General features: G+C 58.9%; 25 protein-coding genes. 17 read left to right on the top strand and 8 right to left on the bottom strand.

The features are described 5' to 3' along the window. Nucleotides 1–6: 6 nt before the first annotated feature. A complete protein-coding gene (gene hppD, locus ACR0AI_RS04315; RefSeq protein WP_480671846.1) occupies nucleotides 7–1,104 on the top strand; it encodes a 4-hydroxyphenylpyruvate dioxygenase in 1,098 nt (365 codons plus the stop codon). Here the strand turns inward: hppD and ACR0AI_RS04310 are convergent. Together ACR0AI_RS04310 and ACR0AI_RS04305 are read right to left on the bottom strand one after the other, a co-directional pair. Continuing rightward, entirely contained in the window at nucleotides 1,101–1,724 is a 624-nt protein-coding gene (locus tag ACR0AI_RS04310) for a class I SAM-dependent methyltransferase (protein WP_480671844.1), read from the bottom strand. The genes hppD and ACR0AI_RS04310 overlap by 4 nt on opposite strands. Next, nucleotides 1,717–3,588: a hypothetical protein gene (locus tag ACR0AI_RS04305; RefSeq protein WP_480671842.1), complete on the bottom strand. Its 1,872-nt coding sequence runs from the start codon at nucleotides 3,586–3,588 to the stop codon at nucleotides 1,717–1,719. The genes ACR0AI_RS04310 and ACR0AI_RS04305 overlap by 8 nt, the downstream gene beginning before the upstream one ends. A 164-nt stretch (nucleotides 3,589–3,752) precedes the next feature. Here ACR0AI_RS04305 and ACR0AI_RS04300 point away from each other — a divergent pair, with 164 nt between their 5' ends. After that, the gene (locus ACR0AI_RS04300) at nucleotides 3,753–4,448 is read left to right on the top strand and encodes an SIMPL domain-containing protein (RefSeq protein WP_480671840.1); all 696 of its coding nucleotides are present in this window, start codon (nucleotides 3,753–3,755) and stop codon (nucleotides 4,446–4,448) included. A gap of 2 nt (nucleotides 4,449–4,450) precedes the next feature. On the opposite strand, the gene ACR0AI_RS04295 is transcribed toward ACR0AI_RS04300, so the two are convergent. From ACR0AI_RS04295 to ACR0AI_RS04285, 3 genes are all read right to left on the bottom strand, one after another. After that, a complete protein-coding gene (locus tag ACR0AI_RS04295; protein WP_480671838.1) occupies nucleotides 4,451–5,161 on the bottom strand; it encodes a GNAT family N-acetyltransferase in 711 nt (236 codons plus the stop codon). A gap of 4 nt (nucleotides 5,162–5,165) precedes the next feature. Further along, entirely contained in the window at nucleotides 5,166–6,458 is a 1,293-nt protein-coding gene (locus ACR0AI_RS04290; RefSeq protein WP_480671836.1) for an O-acetylhomoserine aminocarboxypropyltransferase/cysteine synthase family protein, read from the bottom strand. Between the two features lie 96 nt (nucleotides 6,459–6,554). After that, the gene (locus ACR0AI_RS04285; protein ID WP_480671834.1) at nucleotides 6,555–7,544 is read right to left on the bottom strand and encodes a hypothetical protein; all 990 of its coding nucleotides are present in this window, start codon (nucleotides 7,542–7,544) and stop codon (nucleotides 6,555–6,557) included. 127 nt (nucleotides 7,545–7,671) lie between these two features. Between ACR0AI_RS04285 and ACR0AI_RS04280 the strand changes: the two genes are divergently transcribed. The 5 genes from ACR0AI_RS04280 (at nucleotide 7,672) to ACR0AI_RS04260 (ending at nucleotide 12,555) form a co-directional block, all read left to right on the top strand. After that, nucleotides 7,672–8,304, top strand: a complete 633-nt coding sequence (locus tag ACR0AI_RS04280; protein ID WP_170718168.1) for a cupin domain-containing protein — start codon at nucleotides 7,672–7,674, stop codon at nucleotides 8,302–8,304. A 157-nt stretch (nucleotides 8,305–8,461) separates the two neighbouring features. After that, nucleotides 8,462–9,796 carry an NAD(P)-dependent oxidoreductase gene (locus ACR0AI_RS04275; protein ID WP_480671832.1) on the top strand — a complete coding sequence of 445 codons (1,335 nt, stop codon included), beginning with the start codon at nucleotides 8,462–8,464 and terminating at the stop codon, nucleotides 9,794–9,796. 46 nt (nucleotides 9,797–9,842) lie between these two features. Next, nucleotides 9,843–10,679 carry a class I SAM-dependent methyltransferase gene (locus ACR0AI_RS04270; RefSeq protein ID WP_480671830.1) on the top strand — a complete coding sequence of 279 codons (837 nt, stop codon included), beginning with the start codon at nucleotides 9,843–9,845 and terminating at the stop codon, nucleotides 10,677–10,679. Between the two features lie 18 nt (nucleotides 10,680–10,697). Further along, nucleotides 10,698–12,002 (top strand): NAD-dependent dihydropyrimidine dehydrogenase subunit PreA, encoded by a 1,305-nt coding sequence (gene preA / locus ACR0AI_RS04265; RefSeq protein ID WP_480671828.1) that lies wholly within the window; start codon nucleotides 10,698–10,700, stop codon nucleotides 12,000–12,002. 73 nt (nucleotides 12,003–12,075) lie between these two features. Continuing rightward, on the top strand, nucleotides 12,076–12,555 hold the full coding sequence (locus ACR0AI_RS04260; RefSeq protein WP_480671826.1) for a hypothetical protein: 480 nt from the start codon (nucleotides 12,076–12,078) through the stop codon (nucleotides 12,553–12,555). A 3-nt stretch (nucleotides 12,556–12,558) separates the two neighbouring features. Here ACR0AI_RS04260 and ACR0AI_RS04255 read toward each other — a convergent pair whose 3' ends face one another. Further along, nucleotides 12,559–13,179 carry a TetR family transcriptional regulator C-terminal domain-containing protein gene (locus ACR0AI_RS04255; RefSeq protein ID WP_480671824.1) on the bottom strand — a complete coding sequence of 207 codons (621 nt, stop codon included), beginning with the start codon at nucleotides 13,177–13,179 and terminating at the stop codon, nucleotides 12,559–12,561. 171 nt (nucleotides 13,180–13,350) lie between these two features. Between ACR0AI_RS04255 and ACR0AI_RS04250 the strand changes: the two genes are divergently transcribed. The 10 genes from ACR0AI_RS04250 (at nucleotide 13,351) to ACR0AI_RS04205 (ending at nucleotide 22,686) form a co-directional block, all read left to right on the top strand. Next, the gene (locus ACR0AI_RS04250) at nucleotides 13,351–14,601 is read left to right on the top strand and encodes a Zn-dependent hydrolase (RefSeq protein ID WP_480671822.1); all 1,251 of its coding nucleotides are present in this window, start codon (nucleotides 13,351–13,353) and stop codon (nucleotides 14,599–14,601) included. 92 nt (nucleotides 14,602–14,693) lie between these two features. Next, complete coding sequence (gene hydA / locus ACR0AI_RS04245; RefSeq protein ID WP_480671820.1) at nucleotides 14,694–16,148, top strand: dihydropyrimidinase; 1,455 nt, start codon at nucleotides 14,694–14,696, stop codon at nucleotides 16,146–16,148. Nucleotides 16,149–16,202: 54 nt separating this feature from the next. Beyond that, nucleotides 16,203–17,000 (top strand): ABC transporter ATP-binding protein, encoded by a 798-nt coding sequence (locus tag ACR0AI_RS04240; RefSeq protein WP_170376555.1) that lies wholly within the window; start codon nucleotides 16,203–16,205, stop codon nucleotides 16,998–17,000. After that, nucleotides 16,990–17,433 carry a GNAT family N-acetyltransferase gene (locus ACR0AI_RS04235; protein ID WP_480671818.1) on the top strand — a complete coding sequence of 148 codons (444 nt, stop codon included), beginning with the start codon at nucleotides 16,990–16,992 and terminating at the stop codon, nucleotides 17,431–17,433. The genes ACR0AI_RS04240 and ACR0AI_RS04235 overlap by 11 nt, the downstream gene beginning before the upstream one ends. After that, nucleotides 17,430–18,362, top strand: a complete 933-nt coding sequence (locus ACR0AI_RS04230; RefSeq protein WP_170376556.1) for an ABC transporter permease — start codon at nucleotides 17,430–17,432, stop codon at nucleotides 18,360–18,362. Before ACR0AI_RS04235 ends, ACR0AI_RS04230 begins: the two co-directional genes overlap by 4 nt. After that, entirely contained in the window at nucleotides 18,359–19,204 is an 846-nt protein-coding gene (locus ACR0AI_RS04225) for an ABC transporter permease (RefSeq protein WP_170765549.1), read from the top strand. Before ACR0AI_RS04230 ends, ACR0AI_RS04225 begins: the two co-directional genes overlap by 4 nt. 56 nt (nucleotides 19,205–19,260) lie before the next feature. Beyond that, the gene (locus tag ACR0AI_RS04220) at nucleotides 19,261–20,250 is read left to right on the top strand and encodes an ABC transporter substrate-binding protein (RefSeq protein ID WP_170376562.1); all 990 of its coding nucleotides are present in this window, start codon (nucleotides 19,261–19,263) and stop codon (nucleotides 20,248–20,250) included. 159 nt (nucleotides 20,251–20,409) lie between these two features. Next, nucleotides 20,410–21,123, top strand: a complete 714-nt coding sequence (locus tag ACR0AI_RS04215) for an ABC transporter permease (RefSeq protein ID WP_480671815.1) — start codon at nucleotides 20,410–20,412, stop codon at nucleotides 21,121–21,123. Next, nucleotides 21,116–21,850 (top strand): ATP-binding cassette domain-containing protein, encoded by a 735-nt coding sequence (locus ACR0AI_RS04210; RefSeq protein WP_480671813.1) that lies wholly within the window; start codon nucleotides 21,116–21,118, stop codon nucleotides 21,848–21,850. The genes ACR0AI_RS04215 and ACR0AI_RS04210 overlap by 8 nt, the downstream gene beginning before the upstream one ends. Before the next feature lie 20 nt (nucleotides 21,851–21,870). Further along, on the top strand, nucleotides 21,871–22,686 hold the full coding sequence (locus ACR0AI_RS04205; RefSeq protein WP_480671811.1) for an ABC transporter substrate-binding protein: 816 nt from the start codon (nucleotides 21,871–21,873) through the stop codon (nucleotides 22,684–22,686). A gap of 39 nt (nucleotides 22,687–22,725) precedes the next feature. Here ACR0AI_RS04205 and ACR0AI_RS04200 read toward each other — a convergent pair whose 3' ends face one another. Both ACR0AI_RS04200 and ACR0AI_RS04195 read right to left on the bottom strand, forming a co-directional pair. After that, nucleotides 22,726–23,598 (bottom strand): substrate-binding domain-containing protein, encoded by an 873-nt coding sequence (locus ACR0AI_RS04200; protein ID WP_480671809.1) that lies wholly within the window; start codon nucleotides 23,596–23,598, stop codon nucleotides 22,726–22,728. Next, the gene (locus ACR0AI_RS04195) at nucleotides 23,599–23,724 is read right to left on the bottom strand and encodes a hypothetical protein (RefSeq protein WP_256439764.1); all 126 of its coding nucleotides are present in this window, start codon (nucleotides 23,722–23,724) and stop codon (nucleotides 23,599–23,601) included. It abuts the gene before it with no gap. Nucleotides 23,725–23,727: the final 3 nt, after the last annotated feature.

The raw sequence follows: 23,727 nt of genomic DNA, 5'->3' as shown, positions 1-23,727 counted from the left end.
CGCGCCATGGGTCCTTTCCCGCATAACGCCCCGAAATCTATCATCAGTCCCGAAAACCCCGCAGGTACCGACGGGTTTGAATTTGTCGAGTTCGCGCATCCTGAACCGCAGGAACTGCGTGATCTGTTCGCCAAAATGGGCTTCGATCTGGTGGCGCGCCACAAATCCAAACCTCTGGTCGAGCTGTGGCAGCAGGGCGATGTCACCTACATCCTGAACGCGGATCCCGAAAGCTATGCCGACAAGTTCGTCGCGGAACACGGCCCCTGTGCGCCCTCGATGGGCTGGCGCGTTGTGGACGCGCAGAAAGCCTACGACCATGCCGTCTCAAAAGGGGCAGAGCCGTATGATGGCGCGGATAAGACGATGAATGTCCCGGCCATCAAGGGGATTGGGGGATCGCTGATCTACTTCATTGACCAGTATTACGATACCTCGCCCTACAATGAGGAATTCGCGTGGATCAAGGAATCCAAACCGCGCGGCGAGGGGTTCTACTATCTCGATCACCTCACCCACAATGTCTACCGGGGCAATATGGACAAGTGGTTCAAGTTTTATGGCGACCTGTTCAACTTCCGTGAAATCCGGTTCTTTGACATTCAGGGCAAGTTCACCGGTCTCTATAGCCGCGCGCTGACATCGCCCTGTGGCCGCATCCGTATCCCGATCAACGAAGATAGGGGCGAAACGGGTCAGATCGTCTCTTACCTGAAAAAGTACAAGGGCGAGGGCATTCAGCATATCGCCGTGGGCAGTGAGGACATCTATGCCTCGACCGACGCCATTGCCGAGAATGGGTTGAAGTTTATGCCGGGTCCGAACCAGTCCTACTATGACATGTCCAAAGATCGGGTAACGGACCACGATGAGCCGCTGGATCGGATGATGAAGCACGGCATTCTGATCGACGGAGAAGGCGTTGTGGATGGGGGCGAGACGCGGATTCTGTTGCAGATCTTCTCAAAAACCGTGATCGGCCCGATCTTTTTCGAGTTCATCCAGCGCAAGGGGGATGACGGGTTCGGTGAGGGTAACTTCCAGGCCCTGTTCGAGTCCATCGAACGGGAACAGATCGAAAGCGGCGAGATATCGGCGGCCTAAGCTGCGCCAAAGACCAGCCACGTCCAGGTCACACCAGCGCGCTGGTTGGTCGGTTGTATCGATGAGGTTCGGGACCTGTGGTGAACCCGCAGGCCTGAACCTACCGCTAGATCAACGATGGCGTCGTCCGAAATCACATAACCGGGTCGGTCCGGCGGGCAGGGGCCATGTCTGAGCGACAAAATCATCTGCCCTTGCGGTCGCAGGCGTTTAGACAGGACGCGGATCGCCATGTGTTGGTCGCGCGGGGGCAGGTGATGCAGGACTCCTATGACCAAAATGGTGTCGAACGCGGCGGCGTCTGGCAGAGCGCCTAGTCTAGGCAGACAAGCATCAAGCCATTTAACGGATTGTGCGCCGTCACCGCGCATCGCGTGGTTTCGAAAGGCGTCGACCGGCTCGATCGCCGTCACATCACAACCGCGTTTGGCCAGCCAACGCGCCACCGTTCCAGTGCCAGCGCCCACATCCAGAACACTCGCCCCGGTATCAGGCACATGATCCAGAACCGGGCGCAGGACATCGGTAGGAGAAAGGTTTTCATAGGCCGGGATCAATCGGTGGGCGGCATGCTCGTACCCAGCTTTTACAGTCTGAAAATGCAGGTCGTCTTCAGCCACGCGGCATTTTCAAAGTCAGGTTGCGACCCTTCTTCTGATACCGCAACTCACTGTCGCTGATGGCGATGACCTTGCCCCCGTCGATCCGGTCTCCGATCTTGAGCTTTTTGTACCGACCACTCGGAAGCCGGACGAGGGCACGGCGATTTGCGGGTGTGCCATAGACGCCGATCAGGTTCAGCTTGCGCAGGTTCAGAGCATTGTCGATTGTGGCCTGCCGTGCGACCGAGGCCGTTGTCGGGATTTTGGGGGCCACGGATTTCGGTTGGAATGACCCGGCCTCGTCATTGCTGGACGCGACTGCTGCGGTTGATCCCAGATTTGATCCGCTCGCGCTGGCCGAGGCTACGGCCCGCGCGGGCCGCAATCTAGGGCGCGGGACGCGAACAACGGCCAAGGCGGTAGGTGTGTCGTCGACCTCGGGCTGCACCTGCAGGCTTTCGGGCCGCAACTTGGGCCGTACGACCGCAAGCTCTTCAAGACTGCGCCCACCCAATTGCGTGCGTTCGAAATTCTCGACCAGATTGCCGGGGCGAGGCCGGGGGCGGAGTTCGGCCAGCCTTTGATTGACCTCATCGACCACAGGTTCTTCTTCGAACCGTACCGGTACTTCGGGAGGGACTTTTGATGGGCGACCCAAATAGACCAGGATACCTTCGGGCGACAGCGCGCCTTCTGCGGTCGGTACGACCAAGCCGCGTTCGTCCAGTTCGTATTGCGCGCCTGCGATTGCGGGGCCGGGGATGCGTTCAAAGGCGGCATCCGTGTCGAAACTGCCTTGATCGGGCAGGGCAATCGCGTCGCTGGACAGATCCGGGTTGTGAATAGACGCGAGGTAGAGGTCATCCTCGGAAATCAATGCCGGGGTAATCGGCGCTTCGGGGGCCTCCACTAGGGTGCCCGCGACCTCTTCGATGTCGCTTTGTGCTTCGGGGTCCTGTGCAATCTGTTCGACAGGTGTCGGCGCAACTTTCAGCGCTTCGAGGATAGCGGCATCTGTCGGGGACAATTCTGGCTGGGCTTCAGGTTCTGGCGCTTCTTCCGCTGCCGGTGCCGCCGCGATTTCGGTTTCAGGCTCTTGATCCGTCTCAGGCGGTGAAGTGTCCTGAGACTGCGGTGCAGACAGTTCGGCCATATCGTTTTCGGCAGACGTGTCGTTGTCTGGGTCTGCCCCGATCAGAGACCACGCCCAAACACCAAACCCGACGCAGAGCAGCGCGGCAATCGCAGGAAACGCCCAACGTTGCGCTTTGTTCGATGTGGGAGGTAACGCGATTGCAGCCGGAGTAGGGTCAGGAGAGCGGAACTCTGTGGGCGCCGCGTCATCCGCTATGGCGTGAACCGGGGGTCTTTCTAGCTCGGGCTCGGGTGAAGGCGCAGCGACCTGCGGCTCGCTGGTCATGTCAAATACAGGCTCGCGCGGAAATTCGGCCTCAGTCGTGGCTGCACTATAGGTGACTGGCAGGAACCCGTGCTGCGCCGCAAATGCCTGCGCTTCATCCAGCGTCTCGCGCGCGACGGCGGCGACAAAGGTGGTCGACCCCTCGGTTGCGCTGTCGTAGGACAGATCGGCCAATTCATACGGAGTTGCCTCGGCGACCGCGGCTTGGACCTCGGACGCGATCTGATCATCGCTTTGGCCCTCGGTGGGCAGGGCAAGATACCGTACCTGATCTGCTGGAAGCACCAATTTGCAGCTCAGGTCGTTTTCCAGAGCAAAAGCCTTGTCGTGCAGGGCTTTGATCTGGTCACTCAGATCAGGGGCCGACAAAGGCACTTCGCCAATGTCATACCATTCACCATCCGAATGGTGTTGAAGGGAAATTCCGGTCGCAGAAAAGGTCAGCGCAAAAGCGGGTTTCATAATCCGGAGGAACCACAGTTAACCATATCAACGCAAATACCTTTGTATTCGCAGGGTGATACTAAAGCAGGAACCCGCCGAGGGAAAGAAAAAGCCGGGACTTCCCCTTGTGCGTGTATGCCCCTCGGACCCATGTTGAGACAGAGTAAGTTGGAGGGATCACCTTGAAGACATTCGCTTTTCTGGCCGCGATGATGGCCGCAACCACCGCTGGGCTGGCACATGCGGAAGAACGTCGCATCAACGTGGATGCTACCGGAACCGTTCAGGTTGCCCCCGATATGGCGACGATCACCCTGGGTGTGACACATCAAAACCCCGAGGCCTCAGAAGCGATGAAAGCCACCTCGGACGCTGTGGCGCAGGTTCTTGCGCGCTTGGGTGAAATGGGCATCGACGAGCGGGATTTGCAGACCCGCGACCTGTCTTTGTCGCCAATCTGGTCGAATCGGAACCAGCAAAACGGGGAACCACCTGAGATCACCGGATTTGTCGCCTCGAACCGAGTGTTTGTGCGGGTGCGTGATCTAACGCAGCTGGGTGAAGTCATGGATGCCGTCATTCAGGACGGGGCCAACGACTTCAGCGGGTTGAGCTTTGGATTGCAAGACCCTGAACCGATTGAGGTTCAGGCCCGTGCAAATGCCGTGAGCGAAGCAACCGCAAAGGCCGAGCAACTTGCCCAGGCTGCCAATGTCACATTGGGGCCAGTTCAGACAATCTCGGAGCGTGGCGGCGGTGTGCGCCCGATGGCCGAGATGCGAACGATGGCTATGGCCGACACAGGTGGAGTGCCTGTGGCTGGCGGAGAGATTTCGGTTTCTGTCAGTGTCTCGATGGAGTTCGAGATTTCAGAATAGGCTCACGTTTCCGCGCGGGCCTTCAGCGGTTTTCGTTGCTGGCCCGTTTCGTCAAAATTACCCGGGGACAACCAAGCCTCAAACGCGTCTCGAATACGCGGCCATTCACTGTCGAGGATCGAATACCAGGCCGTATCGCGATTGCGCCCCTTGTAATGTGTCGCTTGGCGGAACGTGCCCTCATAGGTGAAGCCCAACCTTTGTGCCGCATTGCGAGATGGCGCATTCAGCGCGTCGCATTTCCATTCGTAGCGACGGTAGCCCAGCTCATCGAATACACGTCGCATCATCAGATACATGACCTCGGTCGATTGCGGTTTGCGCTGAAGCAGGGGCGAGAAGTGGATGTGTCCGACCTCGATCACGCCTGCGGCCGGTTCGATCCTGAGGTATGACGCCATCCCAACGGGTGCATCGTTTGCATCCAGAACCGTGTGAAACATCGGGTCGGCGTCCATGCAATTCGCACGAGCCCAAGTTTCAAACTCCTGTTCAGACCCAAACGGCCCGTAGGGCAGGTAGGTCCAGTTCCGGTGATTGGCATCATTGGCAAACGCCCGGAACAATCCGGGCGCATGCCTGTTCACATCAAGCGGCACGACCGAGCAATACTGGCCCTCCATCGGGGTATAGGGCGGTGTGGGGCGAGGGAAGTCGCCCGTGACTGGCCGTCCGATGGGTTGACCCAGTGCGTTGGTGTCGTGTCCGCTCATGGCTTTATGCGCTGGCTTTGGCCAAAGCCTGATCCAGATCGGCGATCAGGTCGTTGGCATCCTCGATCCCGATCGACACACGCACAACGTTGGGGCCCGCGCCTGCGGCCTCTTGCTGTTCGGGGGTCAACTGACGGTGCGTGGTCGAGGCTGAGTGGATGATCAGCGAGCGCGCATCGCCGAGGTTGGCGACATGGCTGAAGATCTCCAAAGCGTTCACCAGTTTGATGCAGGCGTCATAGCCACCCTTGACCGCAAAGGTGAACAGGGCACCGGCACCGCGCGAATATTGCGCCTTGACCCGGTCGTGATAAGGCGACGAGGGCAGGCCCGCATAGGTCACGTACTCGACCCGGTCATCCGCCTCGAGCCAGGCGGCGATCTTCTGGGCGTTCTCGACGTGGCGCTCCATCCGCAGCGAAAGCGTCTCGATCCCCATCAGCGTGTAATGTGCCGCCTGCGGGTTCATGGTCATGCCCAGATCGCGCAGGCCGATGGCAATGCCGTGGAAGGTGAAGGCCAGCGGGCCGAAGGTCTCATGGAATTTCAGCCCGTGATAGGCCTGCTCGGGCTGGCTGAGTGAGGGGAACTTGTCATTCGCCGACCAGTCGAACTTGCCTGAATCCACGATGCAGCCGCCGGTGACCGTGCCATTGCCGGTCAGGTATTTGGTGGTCGAGTGCACGACCAGAGTCGCGCCGTGTTCAATCGGGCGGCACAGGTAGGGCGTGGCCGAGGTGTTGTCGACGATCAGCGGAATGCCTGCGCCGTCCGCGACATCCGCCAGAGACCGAATGTCGGTGACATAGCCGCCGGGGTTCGCGATGGATTCGCAGAATACCGCGCGGGTGTTTTCGTCGATGGCGGCTTTCACGGCCTCCAGATCATCGGTGTCGACAAATTTGGCCGACCAGCCGAAGCGCTTGATGGTCTGGCTGAACTGCGTGACCGTGCCGCCATACAGACGGGTCGAGGCCACCACGTTGCAACCAGGTCCCATAAGCGGGAACAGCGCCATGATCTGCGCCGCGTGGCCCGAGGAACAGCAGACCGCGCCAACGCCACCCTCAAGCGTCGCGACACGTTCCTGCAGAACCGCGACGGTCGGGTTGGTCAGGCGCGAATAAATGAAGCCCACTTCCTGTAGGTTAAACAGTGCTGCCGCGTGGTCCGCGTCGCGAAAGACATAAGCCGTCGATTGATAGATCGGAGTCTGGCGCGCGCCGGTTGCGGGATCGGGGCGTGCGCCCGCGTGTATCTGCAGAGTGTCGAAACCGTAGGTAGGGCCGTCAGACATCGTGAAAATCTCCTGTTGGAATGTGCGTTGGCGAATCTGTAGGCTATTGCAGGCCCTTGCACAACGATCCTCTGGGTGATCCTTTGGGCGATCCTGTCAGCGCAGCCAAAGACCTTTGGCCTTGATCGCCTTGCGGATGGCCTGTTCGCGCCCGGGCAGGGCGTTCTGGTCGAACATCTCGCGGATTTTGTGGCCTTTGCCTTGGAAAATCAGCTTCTTCATCGGGTCATAGGCCTTGAGCACCTTCTTGACCTTGTTGGGGGCCGAGACGGTCTCGAGAACTTCGATCACGCGGTCACTCTCACGGGCGTAGAGCAGAGGGAAGAGCCGGTAATGACAACTGACCGATCCATCGAGAAGCCCGTCCGGCAAGGCATCGCGCCCGCCGCCGAAAGAGTGGATCACTAACGGCAAAGCAGCCTGATCCAACCAGGGATCAAGGTTCTGGCCGGTGAGTTCAGGGATCTCCTCGTCGCGAATGGTTTGCGCGTAGTCCAAGAACCGCTCGCCGAATTGGCGCGGGCATTTGTAGAAGAAATACCCTGCGTTGAAATACAGAAACCGCTTCCAGTGTTCCTTGGGCTGGCTGTTATCAATCGAGCTGTCGAAATCCAGACCAAAGCGGCGATAGAGTGCGCTCCATATTCCCTCGAACCCGGGCCCATAGAGGGTGGGTTTCGGCCAAGTCCCGTCAACCTTGAGAGAGGCGCCCGGACGGTCGAAATCAAACGGGACCGAGGTCAGGTCGCCGGTGATCAGCGTATCGCTGTCGAAGAAGACAAAAGGTTCCCCCTCGGGCAGGGCTAGCAGGGCCTCGATCTTGTTGCCATGCGGATAGCTTTCGCCGAAGACATGGTTGTCGAAGGGCAGGATCTCAGCGTCCAGCTGAGACAGCGCCTTGCGCACATCCTCGTTCTGGATGCTGGGGTTCTGGCTCCAACGGGGGCCGGGGTTTGGGGTGGCGACATACAGCTTGCCGTCAAAACCGGGGGAACAGTGGCGCAGCGAGGCGGCGAACAGAAGGGCCTCATATTGCAGGCGGTTGTTCTGCCCGATGACGACGATGTTGAATTTCTGCGAAGCCATTCGTGCCTGTTCCTGTCGCCCGTTTTCCTTGGGATTACAGCAAGCCGCAGGGGGCGTCAAAACTGTTGGATTGATTTTCGCGTTCTCCATCCCATCTCATGCAGGAAACTCAAAGCAGGAGGCCGCCATGAGGATCAACGCGGATTTCACCAAACGCGCTGCGGTACATTTTGATCAGACCGAGTGGGTGCAATCGCCAGCGGCCGGGGTCGAGCGCAAGATGCTGGACCGGATCGGTGAGGAAGTCGCCCGCGCCACCACGATCGTGCGTTTCGCCCCCGGCAGTGCCTTCGCGGCCCATACCCATGATGGCGGGGAGGAGTATCTGGTTCTGGATGGCGTCTTTCAGGACGAAACCGGAGATTTTCCGGTGGGCAGCTATGTTCGCAACCCTCCGACCTCATCCCACACCCCTTCGGCGGCGGATGGGGCGACCATTCTGGTCAAGCTGCATCAATTCGACCCCTCCGACCGGACCGAGGTTAAACGCTCGATCAACGGTCAGGGCGATCTGCGTCTGTTCAAGGATGAGCATGAGGATGTGCGCATCGCGCAATGGGCCGCGGGAGAGACCATTGATCTGAGCGCAGAAGGTGGGCTTGAGGTGTTTGTTGTCACCGGCAGTTTTGACGAAGGCGGTGAATCATTCGCCGCGTGGGACTGGCTGCGCCTGCCGCCCGGATCGCGGTCACAGGCCGTTGCGGGGCCGGATGGCGCCCGTGTTTGGATGAAGTCCGGGCATTTGACGGGCATGATCTGACCTGATCCCGCATCAATTTTGGGCAAAATCACGGAAATCCGGGTCAAAAGCCCGGATTTTTCATTTTTTGACCGAATGATAAAATTTACCAATTGATAAAAAATCAGATTGTGGCAAGCTGAGCCTCACAACAAACATATCTACAGGGAGTAGAGTGATGGCACAGGGCCAGATGGCACCCGGGATTGTCCCAGGGCGGCTTTCCAGCGATGAGCTGACCTCGAATTTTACCGATCTGCATCCGCCTTTGGCCCCGCATGAGGCCGCCGTAGCGGCAGATCGCTGTTATTTCTGCTATGACGCGCCGTGCGTGACGGCCTGTCCGACGGATATCGATATTCCGTTGTTCATTCGCCAGATCCAGGCCGGTCAGCCGCAGGCAGCCGGTCGCACGATTCTCGAGCAAAACATTCTGGGTGGCATGTGCGCCCGCGTTTGTCCGACCGAGACTTTGTGCGAGGAAGCTTGCGTTCGCGAAGCCGCGGAAGGCAAACCGGTCGAGATCGGTCGCTTGCAGCGCTATTCGACTGACACCGTTATGGTAGCGGGCGATCACCCCTTCGAACGCGCTGCGCCTACCGGCAAAACGGTTGCCGTGATTGGGGCAGGGCCAGCTGGTCTTGCCTGTGCGCACCGTCTGGCGATGCTGGGGCATGAAGTGGTAATTCACGAGTCCAAGCCGAAACCCGGCGGTCTGAACGAATACGGGATTGCAGCCTACAAATCGACCAATGACTTCGCCCAGGCCGAAGTGGACTGGCTTCTGAAAATTGGTGGCATTGCGATCGAGACGGGCTCGGTTCTGGGCGATACGATTTCGCTGGACGGGTTGGTCGAGAACTATGATGCCGTGTTCCTGTCGATCGGTCTGGCGGGTGTGAATGCGCTGCGTGCGCAAGGCACCGAAAAGGACGGTGTGCGGGCTGCTGTGGATTTCATTTCGGATGTGCGTCAGGCGGAAGATCTTGCCCACTTGCCCGTCGGGCGGAATGTGGTCGTGATCGGCGGAGGCATGACAGCGGTAGACGCCGCCGTGAAGTCAAAACTGCTGGGTGCTGAGCATGTCACTATCGCCTACCGTCGTGGCCGCGATGCGATGGGTGCCAGCCGGTACGAACAAGACCTCGCCGCCTCGCACGGGGTGCGGATTCTGACGAATGTGCAGCCGGTTGCCGTTTACGGCAATGGCTCCGCGGTCGATATCGAGCTGGAATACACAACCACTCGTGACGGTAGGCTTGAAGGGACGGGCGAGATGATCCGGCTTCCGGCTGATCAGGTCCTCAAGGCCATCGGTCAGACCCTCGAAGGCGCGCCCGAAGGTCTGGCGCTGGACGGTAACAAGATCGCTGTCACCGGGGCAGGGCGAACCTCTCTGGACGGTGTCTGGGCAGGCGGAGACTGTGCCGCAGGCGGCGAGGATCTAACCGTGACAGCCGTGGCCGAGGGCCGTGATGCGGCGATGGACATCCACGCAACGCTCGTTTCGTGATAAGGTGGGGTATTCACCCCATTTTTATTGCTGCTGAGGTATCGTCATGTCCCAGATCGAACAAGCTGTTGCCCAACATTACACAACCGGTGCCCTGACCGAACGCGTCCGCGCGGCGCTTGAGGCCAGTGGTATTGACCCGGATGCAGCCACTGTCGCCGACCTCAAGGCCGGGGACGAGTTTCATACGGGTGGTGTGAAGGCGACCGACAACCTGTTCGCCCAGCTCTCGCCCACCCACGCAACGCGCGTGCTGGACGTTGGCTGCGGTATCGGCGGGACATCGCGCTATATCGTGGATCGGTATGACTCGACGGTCACTGGCGTCGACCTGACGCCTGAGTTTGTCGAAACGGCCAAGACGCTCAGCGATCTTGTGGGACATTCCGAAAAGTCGGAGTTTCTGGTTGGCAGCGCCCTCGACATGCCGGTTCCCGATGCTGGGTTCGATCTGGCCGTGATGTTTCATGTTGGCATGAACATCGAAGACAAGGCGGGATTGTTCGCCGAAGTCTCTCGCGCTCTGGCGACAGGTGGTACTTTTGCCTTGTTCGACGTGATGGGCGGTGAGGCGGCTGAACCGTTGGCGTTTCCTCTGCCATGGTCCACCGTGGCTGAGACGTCCTTTGTCCACGCACCCGATGTCTACCGAGATGCCGCAAGTGCTGCGGGCCTGGAACTGGAGACTGAGGCGGATCGTACCGAGTTCGCACTTACCTTCTTTGAGGAAGCCTTTGCGCGTATGGCCGAAAGCGGCCCGCCCGCGTTGGGTATCCATCTGATGATGGGCGAGACGGCACCTGAGAAGTTCCAAAACTACGTAACAAACCTAAAGGCCGGGCGCATTCGCCCGACCGAAATGATATTCAAAAAAACCGGCTGAGCCGGGAAGGGAGAAGCCATGGCCGATCTGACGACAAACTTTCTGGGCATTTCCAGCCCCAACCCTTATTGGCTAGCCTCTGCGCCGCCGACGGACAAGGAATACAACGTCCGCCGCGCGTTCGAGGCCGGATGGGGCGGCGTTGTGTGGAAAACACTGGGGGCCGAGGGCCCTCCGGTCGTGAATGTGAACGGGCCGCGCTATGGCGCGATCTATGGTGCGGATCGGCGGCTGCTGGGTCTCAACAACATCGAGCTGATCACCGACCGCCCGCTGGAGGTGAACCTTGAGGAAATGGCGCGGGTCAAGGCGGACTATCCGGATCGCGCGCTGATCGCCTCGATCATGGTGCCCTGCGAGGAAGAGGCGTGGAAGGCCATCCTGCCGCGCGTCGCCGAGACAGGCGCGGACGGGATCGAACTGAACTTCGGTTGCCCGCATGGCATGAGCGAGCGGGGCATGGGGTCTGCCGTGGGGCAGGTGCCGGAATATATCGAGATGGTGACCCGTTGGTGCAAGACATACTATGACCGCCCGGTCATCGTGAAGCTGACGCCCAACATCACCGATATCCGCAAACCTGCGGCGGCAGCGCGGAATGGTGGTGCGGATGCGGTGTCGCTGATCAACACGATCAACTCGATCACCAGTGTCAATCTGGACACGTTCAGCCCCGAGCCCTCGATTGACGGCAAAGGCAGCCATGGCGGCTATTGCGGCCCTGCGGTCAAACCGATTGCTCTGTCGATGGTGTCCGAAATCGCGCGGGCCGAGGCCACGCATGGTATGCCCATCTCCGGCATTGGGGGCGTGACCACCTGGCGTGACGCGGCCGAATTTATCTCGCTTGGCTGCGGCAATGTGCAGGTGTGTACTGCTGCGATGACCTACGGCTTCAAGATCATTGATGAACTGACGGCGGGTCTGTCGGAGTGGATGGATGAGAAAGGCTATACCAGCGTCGATCAGGTCATTGGTCGGGCGGTGCCGAATGTCACCGACTGGCAGTATCTGAACCTGAACTATGTGGCCAAAGCCAAGATCGATCAGGACCAATGCATCAAATGCGGTCGGTGCTATGCCGCATGTGAAGATACCAGCCATCAGGCGATCTCGATGTCTGATGATCGTGTGTTCGAGGTGATGGATGATGAATGTGTTGCCTGCAACCTCTGCGTCGATGTCTGCCCGATCGAAGGTTGCATCACGATGGAGCCGATGGCAGCAGGTGAGATCGATCCGCGTACAGGCAAGACCGTGCAGCCGGACTATGCCAACTGGACCTCGCATCCGAACAATCCGATGGCGAAAGCGGCGGAGTAAGGGAAACACTCGTCCCTAAAACACCGGTTCGGTGCTACACTGCCGCTGACAGACAGGATCAAAGGAGAATGTCATGCCAGCGGCACCACCGGGCCGTAACAAGGGCGGCAACAAGGTCACCAAGCTTGACCGTGACACGTCCAAAAAGAACGTTGCCCTGTCCAAGGCCAAGCAACGTGACGCTATGGCCGCCAAGAATTTCCTCCAGCATCAGAAGCAACTTAAGCGGGATCTGGACAACATTCATAAACTGAAGCGCTCGATTGACGAGATGATGACCAAGCTGAAGGAGGATCGCCAACTGGATCAACGGTTCATGGGGCAGGTTATCAAGAAGGTCAAAGTGCTTCAGGACTTTGATGCCTTCGTGAAAACCTCTGCTAGGGAGCATATGGCCGGTGTTCAACAGCAGAAAATGTACACGGCGATCGTCAAAGATGCGGGCAAGGTGCCCAAGATCAATACGGTCAAGACGATGGGCGATTTCACCATCCTGCTGGCCATGGCAATCGTTATTCTGAAACGTATTCTGGCGTTGAAACCATCAAAATAGGTCTTAAGCTTTGGGCGTCAGAAGTCGCGTGAACACCTGATCGAGATAGACTTTTGCCTCAGGGTAGGGGTCGGCGTCGGGCCCGCCCAGAACCGCTCGGATCTGGACGTCAAAATCTGCGTAGTGCTGCGTCAGCGACCAGATCGAAAAGATCAGATGATAGGGGTTTACGTCAGCAATATGCCCTTTGACGCTCCAGTGGCGGATCAACTCGGCGGTTTCATCCACCAGGGATTTCAGATCGGTTGACAGAACGTCATAGATATGCGGAGCGCCGCGAATGATTTCATTGGCAAACAGGCGGCTTTCACGCGGGTAGTCGCGGCTCATTTCCAGCTTGCGATGGATGTATTCCAACAGCTCGGTCAGAGGGTCGCCATCGGGATTGATCGCGCGCATCGGGTCCAGCCAAGTGTCCAGAAGACGCTCGAGCAGGGCAGCATAAATCGCGTCTTTGCTGCGGTAGTAATAGAGCAGGTTGGGTTTACTTAGCCCGGCGGCGGATGCGATCTGATCCACGGTTGCCCCGCGAAACCCGTGGGTCGAGAAGACCTCGAGCGCGGCTTCCAGAATCGCAGCGCGATTTTTCTTTTGTATTCTGGTGGGTGCGCGGTCTTTCGGCATGTGTCCAACGTGTCTGTTTTTGCGCCATCTCATAGGGGATTTTGCTGAAAACTCCAGCGATGGCGCGCAATTTCTTGACTGATGTCGAACCCGTGATAGCGTGAGTTTGACCAGTTGGTCAAATCAAGACACCAAAAGCGAGCCAACTCGCAAGCAACAGGGAAGAAGACTATGGCAGCTCCGGCGCAGAATCTCAGGATCAACGGCGACAGGTTGTGGGACAGCCTGATGGAGATGGCCAAGATCGGCCCTGGCGTTGCGGGCGGCAACAACCGCCAGACCCTGACCGATGAAGACGCCGAAGGGCGCGCGCTGTTCCAAAGCTGGTGTGAGGATGCGGGCTGTTCCATGGGCTTGGATCAGATGGGCAACATGTTCGCGCGGAGAGAGGGCACGGACCCGGAGGCGCTGCCGGTCTATGTTGGCTCGCATCTGGATACACAACCTACCGGTGGGAAGTATGATGGGGTTCTAGGGGTGCTTGGCGGGTTGGAGATCATCCGCACGCTGAACGATCTAGGAATCAAAACCAAGCATCCAATCGTGGCGACCAACTGGACGAATGAAGAGGGCACGCGCTATGCCCCTGCGATGCTGTCTTCGGGCGTGTTTGCCGGGATGCACACGCAGGATTGGGCTTATGACCGTGAGGATGCCGAGGGTAAAAAATTCGGCGATGAATTGCAGCGTATTGGCTGGCGCGGCGAGGAAGAGGTCGGCGCGCGCAAGATGCATGCGTTCTTTGAGCTGCATATCGAACAAGGGCCGATTTTGGAAGCCGAGGATAAGGATATCGGCGTCGTCACCCATGGTCAGGGGCTGAGTTGGACCCAGATCACGGTGACCGGCAAGGATGCCCATACGGGCTCGACCCCGATGCCGATGCGCAAGAATGCGGGTCTGGCGATGGCGCGCATTCTTGAGAAAGTGGATGAGATTGCGTGGTCACATGCGCCGCATGCAGTAGGGGCTGCAGGGCATATTGATGTGTACCCGAACTCTCGCAATGTGATTCCGGGCAAGGTGGTGTTCACGGTCGATTTCCGCTCGCCCGAGTTGGATGTGATCACTGATATGGAAAACCGCTTGCGTGTGGCGGCCGAGGATATCGTGAACGAAATGGGCCTGCAGATTCAATTCGAAAAGGTCGGTGGTTTCGATCCGGTCAAATTCGATGAGGGCTGCGTGGCCGCCGTGCGCGACGCGGCAGAGCGGCTGGGGTATTCCCATACGGACATCATCTCGGGTGCTGGGCATGATGCCTGCTGGATCAACCGGGTCGCGCCGACCGCGATGGTGATGTGCCCTTGCGTAGATGGCCTGAGCCACAACGAGGCTGAAGAGATAAGCAAAGATTGGGCGGCTGCCGGGGCGGATGTTTTGCTGCATGCGGTCGTTGAGACGGCGGAGATCGTGGAATAGGGGGCGCTGCCCCCGTCGCCCAAAGGGCGACTCCCCCGGGATATTTTTAGCCAGATGAAGCAAGCGGCGCAGACCGCAACAGGGAGTTTGAAATGAGTACTGTCATCAAGAACGGGACCATCGTAACCGCTGATCTGACCTATAAGGCGGATGTGAAAGTTGAGGGCGGTGTGATCACCGAGATTGGGCCGGACCTGCGCGGCGACAAGGAATTGGATGCGACCGGTTGCTATGTCATGCCGGGCGGGATTGATCCGCACACGCATCTTGAGATGCCATTCATGGGGACCTATTCCAGCGACGATTTCGAAAGCGGCACACGCGCAGCTTTGGCCGGTGGTACCACGATGGTGGTTGATTTCGCGCTGCCCAATCCGGGCGAGAGCTTGCTGGACGCGCTCAAGCGTTGGGACAACAAATCAACGCGGGCGAATTGTGACTACTCGTTCCACATGGCGGTGACCTGGTGGGGTGAACAGGTGTTTGATGACATCAAGACTGTCATCGAGACGCGCGGCATCAACACTTTCAAGCATTTCATGGCCTATAAAGGCGCTTTGATGGTGAACGACGATGAGTTGTTTGCCTCGTTTAAGCGCCTGGCAGAGTTGGGTGGCACTGCGATGGTGCATGCTGAGAACGGTGACGTTGTGGCCGAACTGAGCGCTAAACTGCTGGCAGAGGGCAATACGGGCCCCGAGGCACACGCCTATTCCCGTCCGCCGCAGGTCGAAGGCGAAGCGACCAACCGCGCGATCATGATTGCGGACATGGCGGGCGTGCCTTTGTACGTGGTGCACACCTCGTGCGAAGAGGCGCATGAGGCCATTCGGCGCGCTAAGATGCAGGGCAAGCGGGTGTGGGGAGAACCTTTGATCCAGCACCTGACCTTGGATGAAAGCGAGTATTTCCACCACGATTGGGAACACGCTGCGCGGCGGGTCATGAGCCCTCCGTTCCGGAACAAGCAGCATCAGGACAGCCTTTGGAACGGTCTGCAATCAGGCACGTTGAGCGTGGTCGCTACGGACCATTGCGCCTTTACGACCGAGCAGAAACGCTATGGCGTGGGTGATTTCACCAAGATCCCGAATGGGACCGGAGGGTTGGAAGATCGGATGCCGATGCTCTGGACCCATGGGGTGAATACCGGTCGCTTGACGCCGAACGAGTTTGTTGCCGTTACTTCAACAAACATCGCCAAGATATTGAATTGCTATCCGAAAAAGGGTGCGGTTTTGGTAGGCGCAGATGCTGATCTGGTCGTGTGGGATCCGGATAAGGCCAAGGTGATTTCAGCTGAGACACAGCAGTCTTCGATCGACTACAACGTGTTCGAAGGTAAAGAAGTGCGCGGGTTGCCGCGGTTCACACTGACCCGCGGCGCGGTTGCCGTGCATGATGGTGAGATCCAGACACAGGAAGGGCACGGGAAATTCGTGGCGCGCGAGGCCAACACCCATGTGAACAAGGCTCTGAGCACGTGGAAAGAACTGACCGCCCCGCGCCCGGTGGAGCGGACGGGTATTCCGGCGACGGGTGTCTGACGCATTCGGGCCGCTTGTCGGGCGGCCCGCAATCAAATTTTTCAAGGCTATGGAATGAACACTGACTCTACGACCCAGCCTGTGATCGAGGCAAGGCAGCTGGATCTCACCTTCCAGACGAATGACGGCCCGGTTCACGCGCTGAAAGATGTGAACCTGACGATCGACAAAGGCGACTTTGTCAGCTTTATCGGCCCTTCAGGCTGCGGCAAGACCACCTTTCTGCGCTGCATCGCGGCTTTGGAGACCCCGACCGGCGGCACTCTGACCGTCAACGGCATGACCCCGGATGAGGCGCGGCGCAAGCGGGCCTATGGTTATGTGTTTCAGGCGGCGGGTTTGTATCCGTGGCGGACCATCTCCAAGAACATCAAACTGCCGCTTGAGATCATGGGCTATTCCGCGTCCGAGCAGGAAGAGCGCGTGAACAAAGTTCTTGAACTTGTTGATCTTGCTGGATTTGGCGGGAAGTTTCCATGGCAGCTGTCGGGCGGCATGCAACAGCGGGCCAGTATCGCGCGGGCTTTGGCTTTTGACGCGGATATCCTGCTGATGGATGAGCCGTTTGGTGCGTTGGACGAGATCGTGCGCGATCACCTTAACGAGCAGCTTCTGGCGCTCTGGGCGCGCACTGAAAAGACCATCGGCTTCGTCACGCACTCAATCCCCGAGGCCGTGTATCTCAGCACCAAAATCGTGGTGATGAGCCCTCGGCCCGGGCGGATTACGGATGTGATCGACAGCCCTCTGCCCAAGGAGCGGCCCTTGGATATCCGCGATACGCCGGAGTTTATTGAGGTTGCACATCGGGTGCGGGACGGCCTACGGGCGGGGCATTCCTATGATGACTGATGGGGCCTCGGATATGATAAGGCGCGCCACTTTGCAGGACGTGCCGGCCTGCGCCCAAGTGATCCATGATTGGGCCTGCCAGACGGAGTGGATGCCGGAAGAGCTGCCAGTTGAACAACTGACAGCCTTGATCGAAGAGGCATTCGATCATCGTGAGATCTGGGTCACCGGTAACCCGGTCGATTGCTACATGTCCGTGGACCCGAATGAGCAGAAGATCGGTGCGCTTTATTGCAGGCGGACCGGTCAGGGCATCGGCAAGCGCTTTGTCGACAAGGCCAAAGAGGGACGCGCGTTTCTTTGGCTGACGACACACACACCGAACACTTCGGCGCAACGATTCTATCAGCGCGAAGGGTTCGAGGTTACAAGCGAAGAGCCTCCCGTGCCCCCGGACACCGTGCCGGTCTACCGGATGGAGTGGCACGCATGAAGCAGGTCTTATCTGTACTGACTGTGCTGTTGGCCATTGCGGTCCTTTGGTATCTGGCCGTCGCGCCAATGAATGTTCGTGTCTCGCTCGATCAGGCGGAACGGGCAGGGGAAACCGTGACGCCCGAGACGTCGAGGGACCGTCAGCAGGTCTCGGTCTGGGTTTTGATGGTGCAGAATCCGTCGCATATCGCAGGTGGTTATGAGCTGGATCGCCCGCGCCTGCCGACGCCTGTTCAAGTCGGGCAGGAGCTTTGGAAAACCACCGGCGAAATGGTGATGAGGGGCCGGGCGATGTCGAAACGCTCGTTGATCTATCACGGGTGGATCACGCTGCAATCCACGCTCTGGGGATTTGTGCTGGGCACGGCCGTTGGCATCCTGGGGGCCGTGGCCATCGTCTATTCCCGCGTTGTGGATATGAGCTTGATGCCATGGGCCATCATCAGCCAAACCGTGCCGATTGTGGCGCTGGCACCGATGATCATCGTCCTGAGTTCTCAGTTGGGGATCGAAGGGCGCGGGGTGCCAAAGGCAATTATCTCGGCTTACCTATGCTATTTCCCCGTGCTGGTCGGGATGGTTAAAGGACTGCGCTCTCCGGCTGTTTCGCAGCTGGATTTGCTTCAGACCTACAACGCGACTGGCTTGCAGGCGTTCCTGAAACTGCGCCTGCCATCTTCGGTGCCCTACCTGTTCACTTCGCTGAAGGTTGGAATCGCGGCGGCCTTGGTTGGGACAATTGTGGGCGAGCTGCCGACCGGTGCAATTTCGGGCCTCGGCGCGCGCATTCTGATCGGAGATCAATTCGGCACGCCTTTGGCCATTTGGGCGGCCTTGTTCGCAGCGGCCATTCTGGCGGGCATTCTGGTGACCTTACTGGACATACTGCAGCGAGTGACCCTGAAACGTATGGGGATGAGCGCATGAGCTGGTTGATCTTTTCCCTCATCTTCTGGGCTGGTGCCTGGTGGCTGAACGCGTGGCTGGCACGGTCGATCTACCGGGACTCCAAAGGCGTGCGTGTCTTTGTGCCCGTACTTTTTGGTGTCACGCTGCTGATCCTGTGGGAGGGGCTGGTGCAAGGGCTGGGCGTCTCGCCCGTAATCTTGCCGCCGCCGTCGATGGTGGCGCAGACCTTTGTGAACTCGACAGATATTCTGTGGCAGGACTTCAAACAGACCGTGTTCAAAGGGGCATTCACCGGGTTTGCAATCGGTGCCTCTGCTGCCTTTCTGACGGCCGTTCTGATCGACCGGTCCGTCTTTCTGACCCGAGGGTTGCTGCCCATCGGTAACTTTGTGGCCGCGCTGCCTATCGTTGGAATCGCGCCTATTCTGGTCAGCTGGTTCGGGTTCGATTGGCACTCCAAAGCAGCTGTGGTTGTGGTGATGGTGTTCTTCCCGATCCTTGTGAATACGGTGCAAGGCCTGCGTGAGGCGGATGCGATGCAACGTGACCTGATGCGGACCTATGCGGCCAGCTACACGCAAACGCTGATCAAGTTACGCCTGCCTGCGGCCATGCCGTTCATATTCAATGGCCTCAAGATCGCCACCACATTGGCGCTGATCGGGGCGATTGTGGCCGAATATTTCGGCTCACCCACGCGCGGTATGGGCTTTCGGATTTCAACCGGGGTGGGCAGCCTGTCGATCGACCTCGTCTGGGCCGAAATCGCAGTGGCGGCAGTCGCGGGAACAGTGTTCTATGCTTTGGTGGCAGGGCTCGAAAAAATGGTAACCTTCTGGCACCCCTCACAACGCAGATAATAAGACCAACCAGACCCCGAAAACGGGGCACAATTCGTAACAAGGAGAAGATGAAGATGAAAAAGCTACTCAGCGGGGCGGTTGCCGCCTTTAGCCTGGCCGCCAGTGCATCACTGGCCGCCGATGAGGTGACATTGCAGCTCAAATGGGTCACGCAGGCGCAGTTTGCAGGCTACTACGTCGCGAAGGACAAGGGGTTCTACGAGGAAGAAGATCTGGACGTTACCATCCTGCCGGGCGGTCCCGATATCGCGCCCACTCAGGTGATCGCGGGCGGCGGTGCGGATGTAACCGTCGAATGGATGCCGGCCGCATTGGCTGCGCGTGAAAAAGGCTTGCCGCTGGTCAATATCGCGCAGCCCTTCAAAAGCTCTGGCATGATGCTGACCTGTTGGAAGGACGCGGGGATTTCTTCACCCGAGGATCTGAAGAACCGCACTCTCGGCGTTTGGTTCTTTGGAAACGAATTCCCGTTTATGAGCTGGATGAGCCAGCTGGGCATCGACACAGGCGGTAAGGCTGAAAACGGTGTAGAGGTGCTGAAGCAAGGCTTCAACGTGGATCCTCTGCTGCAGCGTCAGGCTGATTGCATCAGCACCATGACCTACAATGAATACTGGCAGGTCATTGATGCAGGCGTGAATCCGGATGAGCTGGTGACCTTCAAGTACGAAGATCAGGGCGTGGCAACGCTGGAAGATGGTCTTTACGTGCTGGAAGAGAACCTGAGCGACGAAGCCTTTGTTGAGAAAATGCAGCGCTTTGTGCGGGCCTCGATGAAAGGTTGGAAATATGCCGAAGAGAACCCGGATGAGGCCGCTCTGATCGTTCTCGACAATGACGCTACTGGTGCGCAGACCGAAGAGCATCAGAAACGCATGATGGGCGAGATTGCTAAACTGACCGCAGGATCGAACGGGGCGCTGGACCCGGCTGATTTTGAGCGTACGGTAAGTACACTGTTGGCAGGTGGATCCGATCCGGTCATCACCGCGAAGCCGGAAGGTGCATGGACACATCAGGTGACCGACGCAGCGCTGAACTAAACCAGTCAGGCATTTCTGACGCAAAGACGCGGTCCGAAAACGGGGCCGCGTTTTCTATTCTGACTGTCGGTTTCGTGTATGTACTTTTGGTGAATCTATAGTAGTATTTCCTTGTAAATTAACGCAAATCATCCATCCAGGCGCAACCAGAAGGATAAAATGCAAGGATTTGCAGAAGAATTCAGTTACGCCCTCTCTCTCATCCTCAATGGGGATGCAGAGCTATGGGCGATTGTCTTTCTTTCTCTGAAAGTATCCGTTTTCGCGGTGCTGATCTCGGCGCTGATCGGGATGCCCATCGGGGCGGCGCTGGCCGTGGCGCGCTTTCCCGGCCGCCGAGCGTTGATCGTACTGATGAATGCGCTGATGGGGTTTCCGCCGGTGGTGGTCGGCCTTCTGGTTTATCTGATGCTGTCACGCTCTGGGCCTTTGGGGGTGTTGGAGCTGCTCTATACACCCACGGCCATGATCATCGCGCAGGTGGTTTTGGTCACGCCCATCGTCGCCGCGCTGACCCGTCAGGTGGTCGAGATGCTGGCCGAGGAATACTCGGAGCAACTCCGTTCGTTGGGCGTGTCGCGTCTGGCGTCCGTTCCGGTGTTGTTGTGGGACGCGCGCTTGGCTTTGATCACCGCGCTTCTGGCCGGGTTCGGACGTGCCATTGCCGAAGTCGGTGCCGTGATCATCGTTGGCGGCAACATCAATCACGTCACGCGGGTCATGACGACGACAATCGCGCTCGAGACCTCCAAGGGCAATCTGGCCTTGGCGCTGGCGCTGGGGGCGATCCTGATTGGGATCGCCGTGGCTGTGAACGCCATGGTCAGCGCTGCCAGCCTCCGCGCCGAACAGGAGGGGTTGCGTCATGCGTGATCTGACCTTTGAGATGACACAGTCCCTGCATGTCCGCGATCTGATCATCCGGCGCAATGGCCAGGCCTTGTTGAACGTGGCCGAGCTGACGTTGGACGGGCCGGGGCCGACACTGTTGCTGGGTCCGAACGGCGCGGGCAAAAGCCTGCTCTTGAGGTGTCTGCATGGGTTGATCTCACCAGATCAGGGGCAGGTTGTTCAGGAGGGCACTCCGTTGAATGCCTCTCATACAGCGCGGCAGGCGATGGTGTTCCAGCAGCCCGTTCTTCTGCGCCGATCGGTGTCCGCCAATCTGGATTTCGTGCTGAAAAGGCAGGGGCTGACGCGTCGCGCGCGCAAACTTCGGATTGCCGAGCTGTTGGCCGAAGGTGGCCTTGAGGGCAAGGCCCGCCAGCCCGCGCGGTCTTTGTCGGGCGGGGAGGCGCAACGGCTGGCGATCCTGCGGGCTTTGGCGATGACTCCTGAGACCCTTTTTCTGGATGAGCCGACAAGCGCACTGGACCCAGGCGCCGTACAGATGATTGAGCGCATGATCCTGCGCGCCTCGGCGCGTGGGGTGCGGATCGTCATGGTGACACATGACATCGGACAGGCACGGCGGTTGGCTGCGGAAATAGTCATGATGCAGGGCGGGCGTGTGGTGGAACACGGACCTGCCAAACAGGTTCTGGATGCCCCTGAAAGCGACGCGTCACGTCGCTATCTCTCGGGTGCATTGGTTACATAACAAAAACATTGGAGCATGTGATGAGACGGGCAATTTTGCGCGCAGCGGCGCTTGGGCTTGGGATGATGGCTGGCATAGCCACAGCGGAGGAGCCGTTTATCGTGGTGCAATCCACGACCTCGACCCAGAATTCAGGGTTGCTGGACTATCTGTTGCCGGGCTTTGAGGCGGAAAGCGGCATTGATGTCCGCGTCGTGGCCGTTGGCACCGGTCAGGCCATTCGCAATGCGGTGAATGGCGATGGGGATGTGCTGCTGGTCCATTCCAAACCTGCGGAGGAGCAATTCGTCGCGGATGGTTGGGGCGTTGAGCGTTTTGATCTGATGTATAATGACTTTGTTCTGGTCGGGCCGAAATCGGACCCGGCGGGCGTCAAAGGAGGGGCGGATATCCTCTCCGCGCTTTCTGCGATCGAGGCGGCAGAGGCTGTATTCGCCTCGCGCGGAGATGATAGCGGAACGCATAAGGCCGAGATGAGGAACTGGGCGGATGCTGGTTTGGATCCGGCAAGCGCGTCGGGCGAATGGTATCGCGAGACTGGATCTGGCATGGGGGCCACGCTGAACATTGCCAGTGGCATGGGGGCGTATACGCTGACCGACCGGGCGACCTGGCTTTCCTTTGGCAACAGAGGGGATCTTGAGATTCTGGTCCAGGGCGATCCGCGGTTGTTCAACCAATATGGTGTGATTTTGGTGAATCCCGAGCGGCATCCGAAAACGCGCGCCAATGCCGGGCAGAGGTTCATTGATTGGCTGACTGGGCCGGACGGGCAGGCGGCGATTGCGGACTTCAGGCTAGAAGGGCAGCAGGTGTTTTTCCCAAATGCGCAGTAAGTTGGCCCGCGGTGAGCGTATTCTTGAAAAGAGGGCGTATTAACCGCTGGCGCCATTGTGGTGGACCTGGCCCAAACCGGTCAGGTCGTACCACCCAAACTCCGAAGCGCGCGTGTGGAACTGATCCGAGCGCATGAAGCGCAGCAGTTTCTGCATCGGTTCGTCGAAATAGGCCCGCCGCCAGATTGCCAGATCCAGCCGTTCCGAGTGGGTCGGCACGAAGCGCAGGTTGTAGAGGCCGGCCAATGCGCCCAGACCGAACCCGGCCTCGGCCTTGTTGTCGTGCAGAGTGATGGCCAGTTCTTCCTCGGTGCGGGCGCAGGTGGGTAGGGCGGTCAGGTCGTCTCGGGTCAGGCCGTGGGTTGTGAGTTCGGCATCGAACAGACGTTGGCTGGCGGCGCTGTTCTGGCGCAGGACGACGCGGCGACCTCTGAGGTCGGCAAAACCTGCAATGTCCGAGGTTTCCAGAGACAGCAAAAGCCCGCGTTGTCGCTGTGCGATCTCGATCAGGACCACGGGGGCCTCGCCCAGAGCATCGCGCAGGGATTGGGTGTTGAAGCCATTGTCCTCATGGATATGCAGCGCTGCTGCCTGTGCGCTGCGACTTCCAAGGCGACTGAGACCGTCGAAAGAGCCGTCGTAGTAAGTCGCGAGGCCAGATCCGCTCTCCCGCAATGCCCAGTCCAGCAGTGGATCATGGCTGCCCGCCACGATCGGGGGCAGGGGTGGTTCCGCCACCTGCGGGCCCGAACGCGAGGCGTTGAGCCATGCAATCACCTCGGACCGGGGAAACAGCAGCTTACCCATGGCGCGGACACAAGGCACCTCACCCGAGGAGGCGAGATCATAGGCTTTCCGCTCGCCGATCCGCAACAGGTCGGCCAGCTCTTTCGTCGTCAGGTATTCGGACATTCAGTCGAGGCGCACAGCAGGGCCAGAGGTCGCCTGTTCCGCGCTGAAGCCGATTTGGTTCAGCGCAAAGGGGGCGGCAACAGTGATGACGACCATTGCAGTTGCGGCGGCAAGAAAGGCTTTCATCGT

The organism is Ruegeria sp. BG3, assembly GCF_056538485.1.
The sequence above is the reverse complement of the archived record's forward strand: the minus strand, read 5'-3'. Positions and strand labels throughout refer to the sequence as shown.

Bases quoted from the DNA above. Each gene is read 5' to 3' on its own strand.
- ACR0AI_RS04280 (WP_170718168.1), top strand. From the start codon at position 7,672: ATGAGGATCAACGCGGATTTCACCAAACGCGCTGCGGTACATTTTGAT.
- ACR0AI_RS04225 (WP_170765549.1), top strand. From the start codon at position 18,359: ATGAGCTGGTTGATCTTTTCCCTCATCTTCTGGGCTGGTGCCTGGTGG.
- ACR0AI_RS04270 (WP_480671830.1), top strand. From the start codon at position 9,843: ATGTCCCAGATCGAACAAGCTGTTGCCCAACATTACACAACCGGTGCC.
- hydA (WP_480671820.1), top strand. From the start codon at position 14,694: ATGAGTACTGTCATCAAGAACGGGACCATCGTAACCGCTGATCTGACC.
- ACR0AI_RS04285 (WP_480671834.1), bottom strand. From the start codon at position 7,544: ATGGCTTCGCAGAAATTCAACATCGTCGTCATCGGGCAGAACAACCGC.
- ACR0AI_RS04250 (WP_480671822.1), top strand. From the start codon at position 13,351: ATGGCAGCTCCGGCGCAGAATCTCAGGATCAACGGCGACAGGTTGTGG.
- ACR0AI_RS04235 (WP_480671818.1), top strand. From the start codon at position 16,990: ATGATGACTGATGGGGCCTCGGATATGATAAGGCGCGCCACTTTGCAG.
- ACR0AI_RS04295 (WP_480671838.1), bottom strand. From the start codon at position 5,161: ATGAGCGGACACGACACCAACGCACTGGGTCAACCCATCGGACGGCCA.
- preA (WP_480671828.1), top strand. From the start codon at position 10,698: ATGGCCGATCTGACGACAAACTTTCTGGGCATTTCCAGCCCCAACCCT.
- hppD (WP_480671846.1), top strand. From the start codon at position 7: ATGGGTCCTTTCCCGCATAACGCCCCGAAATCTATCATCAGTCCCGAA.
- ACR0AI_RS04255 (WP_480671824.1), bottom strand. From the start codon at position 13,179: ATGCCGAAAGACCGCGCACCCACCAGAATACAAAAGAAAAATCGCGCT.
- ACR0AI_RS04275 (WP_480671832.1), top strand. From the start codon at position 8,462: ATGGCACAGGGCCAGATGGCACCCGGGATTGTCCCAGGGCGGCTTTCC.
- ACR0AI_RS04195 (WP_256439764.1), bottom strand. From the start codon at position 23,724: ATGAAAGCCTTTCTTGCCGCCGCAACTGCAATGGTCGTCATCACTGTT.
- ACR0AI_RS04210 (WP_480671813.1), top strand. From the start codon at position 21,116: ATGCGTGATCTGACCTTTGAGATGACACAGTCCCTGCATGTCCGCGAT.
- ACR0AI_RS04205 (WP_480671811.1), top strand. From the start codon at position 21,871: ATGAGACGGGCAATTTTGCGCGCAGCGGCGCTTGGGCTTGGGATGATG.
- ACR0AI_RS04200 (WP_480671809.1), bottom strand. From the start codon at position 23,598: ATGTCCGAATACCTGACGACGAAAGAGCTGGCCGACCTGTTGCGGATC.
- ACR0AI_RS04290 (WP_480671836.1), bottom strand. From the start codon at position 6,458: ATGTCTGACGGCCCTACCTACGGTTTCGACACTCTGCAGATACACGCG.
- ACR0AI_RS04215 (WP_480671815.1), top strand. From the start codon at position 20,410: ATGCAAGGATTTGCAGAAGAATTCAGTTACGCCCTCTCTCTCATCCTC.
- ACR0AI_RS04230 (WP_170376556.1), top strand. From the start codon at position 17,430: ATGAAGCAGGTCTTATCTGTACTGACTGTGCTGTTGGCCATTGCGGTC.
- ACR0AI_RS04240 (WP_170376555.1), top strand. From the start codon at position 16,203: ATGAACACTGACTCTACGACCCAGCCTGTGATCGAGGCAAGGCAGCTG.
- ACR0AI_RS04260 (WP_480671826.1), top strand. From the start codon at position 12,076: ATGCCAGCGGCACCACCGGGCCGTAACAAGGGCGGCAACAAGGTCACC.
- ACR0AI_RS04220 (WP_170376562.1), top strand. From the start codon at position 19,261: ATGAAAAAGCTACTCAGCGGGGCGGTTGCCGCCTTTAGCCTGGCCGCC.
- ACR0AI_RS04305 (WP_480671842.1), bottom strand. From the start codon at position 3,588: ATGAAACCCGCTTTTGCGCTGACCTTTTCTGCGACCGGAATTTCCCTT.